The organism is Mycobacterium sp. NGS18 (assembly GCF_059813185.1).
Map to the genome: position 1 here is coordinate 1 of NZ_JCALEC010000038.1, position 523 is coordinate 523.

At 68.8% G+C, this 523-nt stretch carries 1 protein-coding gene; it reads left to right on the forward strand.

From position 1 onward, the window contains the following. Positions 1 to 523 (forward strand): beta-ketoacyl [acyl carrier protein] synthase domain-containing protein (locus AC5Y31_RS21810; protein ID WP_499982982.1); only part of this gene is annotated, 523 nt, incomplete at both ends.

The following is a 523-nucleotide window of genomic DNA, read 5'->3' on the forward strand; positions in this document are numbered from 1 at the left end:
CCTCACCACCAACGACTACGCCCTGCTGGCGGCCGAAAGGGTCGGCCCCCGCGATGTCGACCCCTACCTGGCGTTCGGCAATGGCCCGAACTTCGCGGCCGGCCGGTTGTCGTATTTCCTTGGCGTGCATGGCCCGGCGATCATGGTGGACACCGCGTGTTCGTCGTCGCTGGTGACGATTCATCTGGCGTGCGCGAGTCTGCGGCGCCGCGAGTCCGATCAGGCGCTGGCTGCCGGGGTGAACCTCATCCTGTCCCCGCAGAACAGTGTGGCGACGTCACGGTGGGGGATGTTGGCGCCGGACGGGCAGTGCAAGACCTTCGACGCCGGCGCCGACGGCTACGTGCGCGGCGAGGGCGCCGGGGTGGTGGTGCTCAAGCGGCTTTCGGATGCCCAGCGTGATGGTGACCGGATTCTTGCGCTGGTGCGGGGTTCGGCGGCGAATCAGGATGGGCCATCGAGTGGTCAGACGGTGCCGTCGGGTCCGGCACAGCAGAAGGTGGTTCGCGCGGCGTTGGCCGCC